The sequence below is a fragment of the Bartonella sp. MU70NMGDW genome, from assembly GCF_042194085.1.
Taxonomy (GTDB): Bacteria; Pseudomonadota; Alphaproteobacteria; order Rhizobiales; family Rhizobiaceae; genus Bartonella; species Bartonella grahamii.
Map to the genome: position 1 here is coordinate 1 of NZ_JBHIMK010000030.1, position 8,146 is coordinate 8,146.

Consider the following 8,146-nt stretch of genomic DNA (forward strand, 5'->3'; position numbering starts at 1 on the left):
TTCACTTTCAAACCTCCTCGTCTTTTATTAACTTTTTATCAGTATAAAGCCAGGCCAAATTAAGCGGGATAATTAAACATATACAAAGCAAGGTGAAACAAAAAGCAGCCTCTATACAAACATTGTTTGCCAACCAACCAATCAGCACAAGCGCTAAAATACCAAAAATACGTGCAAGAAAACTAACAATGGATAAAACCGTATTTGCATTCTTTTGTTGAATATGTTTAAAAAATTCTGCTTCAAACTGCGTTACGGGGACAGAAAAAAAACTGTGAAATACGGTGAATAAAATAAGGGGGGCCCAACTGTTTGCAATGAGAAGCAGAGCAAGCATCACAACAGCACTCAGGACGAGTGAGCACAAAGTTATCGCCATAGGAGCATATTTTTGCATAAGATATTTAATTACAAAGCGATTAAATAAGTATTTTACGAGAGTATAAGACACAAAGCACAGGCCAAGAATAAGAATTTTAGTCTTTCCTGTTGCATTGTCTAATACTCCTGTTTGTCCCAAAATAAAAGGTTGCCAAAAATGAAATATTGGCTGCAATGCAGCAACAATAAAACCACATATCAATATATAATATAACCCGATTTTTGAGGTAACTAAATAAGCAAAAGCTTCTGTTGCATGCAACAAAGAACCTGAGTCTATTGACTGACTACTCGAAACGGATGCAATAGCTATCCCCGTCACCCGACTAAACAAGAATACAAGCACGAGAAACCCGAAAGAACAAAAATAATATGCCGACTGATAATTATCCATACACAAAACAATAAGAACACCTAGCGCACCAGCAACCGTATTCATGAATGCCGTTAGTTCCCGCTTATAGGCGTTTACTTGGTGGTAGATCAAACTACCCTTATAACCACCGCTATCAATTAAGCCTTTAATCCATGTGCTATCAGCGCCAGAACATAAAGCAAAGCCTAAAGCATAAATAATTTCTGCCGGAATTAAGACAAAAAGATTAGGCGCGTAGATACATAAAAAGAAGAAGAGCGAAAAAAAGAAACATGATAAGATAACATTTTGTTTAACGCCGATTTTATCTCCTAAAATCCCACAAGGCACTTCAAAAATACAAATAGCTACGCTAAACACAATTTGCAATAAAGCTAACTGTGTTATACTAACGCCCATAGACAAGAAAAAAAAAGCATGGAATGAACCTGTAATCAGCCGAACCCCGCTCATTGCCGCACAGCCATAGAGCAACTTTTTAACTTCATAATCTATCGTCATTAATATATCCAAAAGCTATAAAGCTGGCAGCTTTTTTTGCTGCCAGCTTTATATATTTTTAACCTCAATTCAGAAGGGAGCGTCGAGCAGTCATTTTCTGCTCATTTGTTTGGGCTTTAAGCGAAGTAACATCAACCCGCTTAATTTGAATTTTTTTCAGTGGTTTATACACATCTTTAGTTTTCATAATTTTACCTCCTGTATTAAATGAAAACGATTAAATTTCACATAAAGTACACATTATAGCTACTTTTTAGCTAGCTTTTATCAATTTATTATTTTGATATAAAAAGTTTGGCTGTCCTCCCCGCACTTACGTTAAGTATTTCGTGCACCAATGAAAACGATTAAATTTAACATGAAGTACACATTGTATTTATATACCTAACTTTATTAGCTAACTTTTGTCAATTTATTATTTTGATATAAAAAGCTTTGCTCTCCTCCCCGCGCCAAGGTTTAAGTATTTCATGCACCAATCATTCTGCAACAGCCACCGCAGCACTTGGAAACTCATGCGCCGCTTCGGGCAAAGTAGGCTTATATTCACGCCAATTTGTCACCGGCTATGCACTACACTCAAAACTCATCTCAAGTGTCGCAAAATGCGCAAAATAAATTTTGTTCGCTCTCACGCTCTAATACCGCCCAATCTGGTGTAAGAGCCAATTAGCGTTGCAATTTTAAAACTCCTTGGCAATTAAAAAATAATCTTACATCAGGATCATTATCGAGATTTTGCGCAAACTCTTTCTCAATACGGCTCTCACACATCACATGATCATAAACATTTTTCTCGTTGACCACCGCCAGCCATTGATTGCCTTTTACGACCTAATTTTACAGATGTGGGATCAATCTTATTACGATGCGCACATTCAGCGATTATTTTATCCTCTGCATTAGAGTCAAAAACACGAACAATACGCGGCAGTTTCGGTAATAAATCCAGCCGCTCACTCAACCTACACGAAACGGTATTTCCTATCATCTTTGATCATATTCTACACCCTTATTATTTAAAAATCTATACATTTCATCAGCAAGACATTAACAACGAGCCTGTACATCTTTGCTGTTAAGTCTCCATGTATGGACTTCATCCTCAAAATCATCTTTAGCCGAAGCAACTTGACATTGCGGTGCTTTTATAACACTCACTCCGCCTCAAACATAGGGTTGCGTTTTATTAAATAACCCACACGCATATAATTAAAGATAGAAACAATTAAGCTGGCACTAATCATGCCAAACCAATAGCCAATAAAGCCATATTTTAAAAAATGTGCCATGAGCGCGCCCCCAAATAAGCCTATCCCCCAATAACTTATTGTTACAACAATGGTTGACCAAAACGTATCAAGCAAGCCCACAAGTATGCCATTGAGCATAGCTCCTAAAGTGCCAAAAGCAAAAGACAATAAAACAAACGGAAGCAACTCCCAAGAAAAAACAATAACGCGGACTGAAGAAATATCAAAGATGGTTGTAAGAATAAATTCATAAGAGAAATAAACAACCCCTGATAAAAACAAAACATAAGCGACAGCAAAAACTGTAACACTCATACGCAACTGTTTTAGAGCCATATGATTCCCATCTGCTCTATACCACGCTGCTATTGTTGCGGCTGCGCTGGAAATTCCCAAAGCTACCACAGAAATAAGCATATCGAGACGCATTCCTATCGTATGAGCAGCCAAAGCTTGAACCCCATAAGCCGTAATCATGAAGGCAATGACCGAAGGAAAGCCTTCCGCAATAAAAATACGTACACCAATGGGGAGCCCTACGCGCAGCAATTGTATTATTCGTGAAATCTCTAACTTTGGTCTCAAATAATTAAAGTGGAAGGAATGAAAAGTAGAATTGCGAGATAGAATTATTGCCACTGCAATAACAATCAAAATACGGATCAAACTACTCGCAATTCCAGCACCAAAGACACCGAAGCCGCTTGCAGGACCTATACCAAAAATAAGCAGCCAAGAGATAAGAAAATTCACGAGGATAGCGGTAAGCATAATCCAAGTTAAGGGCTTGGGATTACCAATTGCGGACAGTAATCCGCGGCTATTCACATAAAGATAAAAAAACACCACTCCTATCGCAGCGCCCCTGTTATATTCCTGCGCTATATGAGCAATTGCCTCATCTTGACCAAGAAGACACAAAATATTCCTCGTATTGAGTAAAATAATAGCACTCACCATTCCAATCAAAAGGGAAAGCCATATTCCTTGATCAAACCATGCCTTCAATGCATATTTATCTTGTTTGCGAAAGCTTTCCGCAAGTTTTGGTGTAACCGCAGTAATAATCCCTAGTCCCAACAACATAACAAAACTAAACATACTCAGAGCCAACATTGTACCACTCAAGGCTTGAACGCCTAAATGTGCTACAAGCGCTGCATCTGTGAAGGAAATCATCATTTGAGAGATAAACCCAACAGCCAGTGGCATGCCAAGAGAGAGCAATTGCTTCATCACAACAAACATTGTGAAATACCCTTCCATATTGAAGGGGGTATTAAGCCTAGATCTTTTAAACAAAACTGATTGATTTTTTCCGTCAAGTCTTTCCACCGCAAATCTTGTGTAAAGGATGCATAATGAGAACTCATTAAGCTAAGAGGAGATGCCCAGTTCTTAAAGGAGAAGCCAATGCACCTTTGTTCGTTTTTTGGACTTCATGCCATGCATGTTTTGTACAACATTATGCCCCCAAGCACAGCATCATAAATATCATGCCAAGTCTCAACCAGAAGAGGGCTGATTTCCGACGCGTCAAACAACAAAGCTTAGGTAATTGCAACTTCCATAAACACTCTCCACGAATATTAATCTATCTTATTGTTGCTTTAAAAATAGATCCTATCAAGACCTTCACACTTTTAAATTCGTAAAATTTATTTCAAAAAAATATAACGCATTAGCCACAGGCCACTTATTCTCCCCACTTCATTCCGCGGCAACGAGTTCAGTACTTTTGGCGCCCCTGCCACCCCCGTCCGTCGCCGACACCCCACGCTTATATTCACGCCAATTTGTCACCGGCTGGTCGTTAAATGCAACGCTCGTTTGCAGTGCAGCAAAATGCGCTTTGCCGCATTTAATTTTCAGCATTTCTTTAAGACGCAAATCAAACTCGCTGTTTGCCCCTTTTGTCTCCAGCACAAAGTAAAGCTTTTGTTCGCCATCCCGCTCTAAAAAGACCGCCCAATCAGGCGTATAAGAACCAATGGGAGTGGCTATTTTAAAACTTCTTGGTAGTTTAAAAAACAATCTGACTTCAGGATCATTTTCAAGACTTTGTGCAAACTCTTTCTCCACACTGCTTTCATAAACCACATGATCATACACACTCTTCTCACTCACAACAGCTGTACGCTCTAAATTCGCCACAAGCTCTTCGCTGGTAAAAAGCTCTTGCACACTATATTCTTGCCCGACCAGCTTTAAATATTTAATGCCATCAATTGTAAGATTAACGTGGGTTTTATTGAGTATCTCTTCTATGCGCTCTAAAAAAGCTTGCGGATTTTTCACAAACTCATGCTCACGCCCACTCTTTGTCAAAATACCAATAATTGTCTTTGCGGTTAATTTCAGCTTTAAGGTCAAATAATGTACAATGTTCGGCAGTGCACACAAACTATAATCAAGCGCACTCTGCTTTAATAACTTCTCTTCATAGGTCACACCAGCACTATCCAGTTCTATTTCTGCTGTCTGATAAACCAAATGCGCGGGCGCAACTGGCGCCATTTTTTCCACTGCATCCACTGCTTTGGCAATAAACTCTGTGCGATCAAGCTTTGCACGATAAGTGGTCTTTTTATTGATCTTCTCCCACAAGGACAAAAACTCGGGCGAAGCCACTGTTTGCTTTTTAAGCTTAACCCGCACCTCGCGCGTAGCATTACGAATAATCGGCATGGCTTGGATCGCCTCTAGCGCCTGCATCACAGCCCGCTTTTGCCCTTTACTAAAACGTTCACTTAAATCCAATGTCCCCGCTGCCCATTGTGCTTTTAATGTATCTGTAATTTTTCCTTCTGATGTAAGCAAGGCTTTTTCACGCAACTCAGCCAATACATCAGCAGCCTCTTGCGAAGACATAAACTTTGTTTCCGTCACAGCTGTCACATACGTCAGATCTTGCAGCGTCTCAACATTAATAAGTGCGCCCGCATCAATTTTTTTCACAATTTCTTGACGCAATTCGCGTGGCATTTCCTCCGCCCCTATAACTTCAAATTCATTCGCTACCAAATCTTGATTTGCTTTAACCATACCCGCCTCGTCAATCAAATCTTTTGCAACAAGCGTTTTAATAATTTTTTGTGCTTGTGACACTTCCACTTTAGCGGCTATATATTTTACATCTTCATAAACACAGCCAACCAACTCCTCCATCTGCAATGTACCAAATTTATAACCAATATCCGCCTCTAATTCTTTTTGCAATGTACTCACAAACTCAGCAAAGCTTTCATTCACCATGACATGCAGCACATTTATATCTTTATCTTCCACCCGCTCACCTTGTTGGTTTACACACAAACGCAAACCGCGACCAATCTTTTGCCGCGCGGTAAAATTCGATTTTTGCTCAATCAACATACACACTTGAAACACATTCGGATTATCCCAGCCTTCTCTTAATGCCGAATGCGAAAAGATAAAACGCAAGGGGCATGCAAAAGATAATAACCACTCCTTATCGCGCATAATCGTGTTATAAGTGTCATCATCAGCTTGGCTGTCGCCCTTTGTATCCTTATACACGCCTTTCTTGTCTTGCGAGAAATAACCGCCGTGTACGTTTCGAACATTTTGCGCAAACTTAGTTCGCAAGGAGGCATATTTCTTTTTCGCCCACAGCTCTTCATAACATTCTTCAAACATACGCTCATAAAGTGCTGGCTCTTCATCATTGCTACGATATTTAGCCACCTCATCAATAAAAAAAAGTGATAAAACTTTAATACCTAAAGGCGCAAGCCGCAATTCTTTATCTAAATGTGTTTCTATAGTGCGATAAATTTGCGCGCGTTTAAGCTCTACTATATTCACATCACCAAGCGCGTGGCCAAACTTGACAATTTCAGTATCAGAAAACTCAACGGCTTCATCCCCCGCCATGCAATTGATACCCGAAACAATATACCCCCTATAAAGCTCACGCCCGCCCGTAACGCGATACAGATCATCGCCTTGTCTCACTGTAACTGTTTTGCGGCTCACAGTGCCATTCTTTCCCGCAATATCCAACTCTAAGCGCGCCTTAAAGCCATGTTTGTGTGATACGGATTTCAAGGCAATATAGGGACGGTTAAAATCTTGCTCTATCTGATTAGAAGAAACACAAATTTGCTTTACCAGTCCTTTTTGATAAGCATCAACAGGTGTTAAACGATATAAAAGATTAATCTCATCTTTATGCGTGGCACTATAGCGGAAAACACAAAGCGGGTTAAGGCTCGCAATAGCCTCCTTCGCTTTTGCTGTATTATCCACCGATTGCGGTTCATCTATGATCACAATCGGTTTTGTATCTTGGATATAACGCATAGCACTTTCGCCATTCAGTCTATCTTGCGGAAGGTTGATAATATTTTCTGCTTTTTTAAATGCATCAATATTGATAATCATAATTTCAATATTGGTAGAGCTTGCAAATTGACGAATTTGCGAAAGATCTTTTGAATTATAAATAAAATAACGATAGGGCAGATTATCAAACTCTGCTTGAAAATGCTCTCTTGTTACCTGAAGTGATTTATATACCCCTTCGCGAATAGCAACACTTGGTACGACAATAATAAATTTGGTAAAGCCATAGCGTTGATTTAACTCAAAAATCGTCTTGCTATAAACATAAGTTTTGCCTGTTCCCGTTTCCATCTCAATAGAAAACTGCTTTTGCTCTAGCGTCTCACTCGCCAAGAGTTTATTGTTCTGTTGCACCTCTTGTAGATTTGCTAATATGCTTTCATCACTAATTAATAATTGATTACCACAACCAAATTCATTTAACGCTAATTGTCCTTGTTCTAAATGCAAGAAAATAGAAGAATTCCGTCGTGGTTGGCCTTTAAATAAATCAATGACGCTTTTAACCGCATCATTTTGAAATTCTTGTTGTTTAAATTTAAGTTTCATATCGCCGCCCCAATCGTCTCTCTATAGTTTAAATTTTATCAAAACTTACTTCATTGTCTTTAAAGATAAAATCGCAATTAATAAGCGCCTCATCACTTTTAAAGGCCGCATCAAGCGCTACGATTTTTACGGGCAAATACTTTATCATCTCTTCCGCATCTTCGGGTTCAAAGGGCGGGTCTATAGCTATAATTACCAAGACATCGCCTTCGCTCTCGCCTATATAATAGAATTTTTTGCCATTGATTGGTAAAGGATAAATTTTTAAATCCAGTGGCCAACCATATTTAAGTATGATTTCGAAGATAATATCTTGATGAGAGCGCTCGGGATTCACCCCCTGCAAAATATGATCCAAGCGCATTTGCAATTTTTCTTTAACATCAAGTGCATTCGGATCAATCGGGCTATCGTCCCATATGGAAAAGTTGGAACTATCGAGCTCTAGAACGCGAAATCCGGTGTCTAGAGGCTGCTCGCTTGTGAGTTCTGCTTCATGCTTTTGCTTGATTTGTGTACCAGCGCGGCGAATACGTTCGCTACCTATATCGCAGATAGTTTTATAACCAGCTTTATAGGCTTCGCTCTTTTCATCACATAATTCAGGCAATTGCACCATGATGAATTTGCGATTACCACCATCTTCGGCATTCAAAGCCATCACTGCATGCGCTGTTGTACTAGAGCCAGCGAAAAAATCGAGAATGATGTCGTTGTC

General features: G+C 39.4%; 6 protein-coding genes and 1 pseudogene. All 7 read right to left on the reverse strand.

The genetic code is table 11. The annotated features are described in order from the left end of the window. Nucleotides 1-7 precede the first annotated feature (7 nt). Nucleotides 8-1,258, reverse strand: coding sequence for an MFS transporter (locus ACFIKE_RS04500; RefSeq protein WP_375648484.1), 1,251 nt, complete (start codon nucleotides 1,256-1,258; stop codon nucleotides 8-10). A 64-nt stretch (nucleotides 1,259-1,322) separates the two neighbouring features. Next, the gene (locus ACFIKE_RS04505; RefSeq protein WP_375648485.1) at nucleotides 1,323-1,445 is read right to left on the reverse strand and encodes a hypothetical protein; all 123 of its coding nucleotides are present in this window, start codon (nucleotides 1,443-1,445) and stop codon (nucleotides 1,323-1,325) included. Between the two features lie 482 nt (nucleotides 1,446-1,927). Beyond that, nucleotides 1,928-2,032 carry a hypothetical protein gene (locus ACFIKE_RS04510; RefSeq protein WP_375648486.1) on the reverse strand — a complete coding sequence of 35 codons (105 nt, stop codon included), beginning with the start codon at nucleotides 2,030-2,032 and terminating at the stop codon, nucleotides 1,928-1,930. A 7-nt stretch (nucleotides 2,033-2,039) separates the two neighbouring features. Then, complete coding sequence (locus tag ACFIKE_RS04515) at nucleotides 2,040-2,249, reverse strand: hypothetical protein (RefSeq protein WP_375648487.1); 210 nt, start codon at nucleotides 2,247-2,249, stop codon at nucleotides 2,040-2,042. Between the two features lie 166 nt (nucleotides 2,250-2,415). Further along, the gene (locus ACFIKE_RS04520; RefSeq protein ID WP_375648488.1) at nucleotides 2,416-3,759 is read right to left on the reverse strand and encodes an MATE family efflux transporter; all 1,344 of its coding nucleotides are present in this window, start codon (nucleotides 3,757-3,759) and stop codon (nucleotides 2,416-2,418) included. A 462-nt stretch (nucleotides 3,760-4,221) separates the two neighbouring features. Then, entirely contained in the window at nucleotides 4,222-7,428 is a 3,207-nt protein-coding gene (locus tag ACFIKE_RS04525) for a DEAD/DEAH box helicase family protein (protein WP_375648489.1), read from the reverse strand. 28 nt (nucleotides 7,429-7,456) lie between these two features. Next, nucleotides 7,457-8,146, reverse strand: a pseudogene (locus ACFIKE_RS04530) (hypothetical protein); the annotation flags it as partial.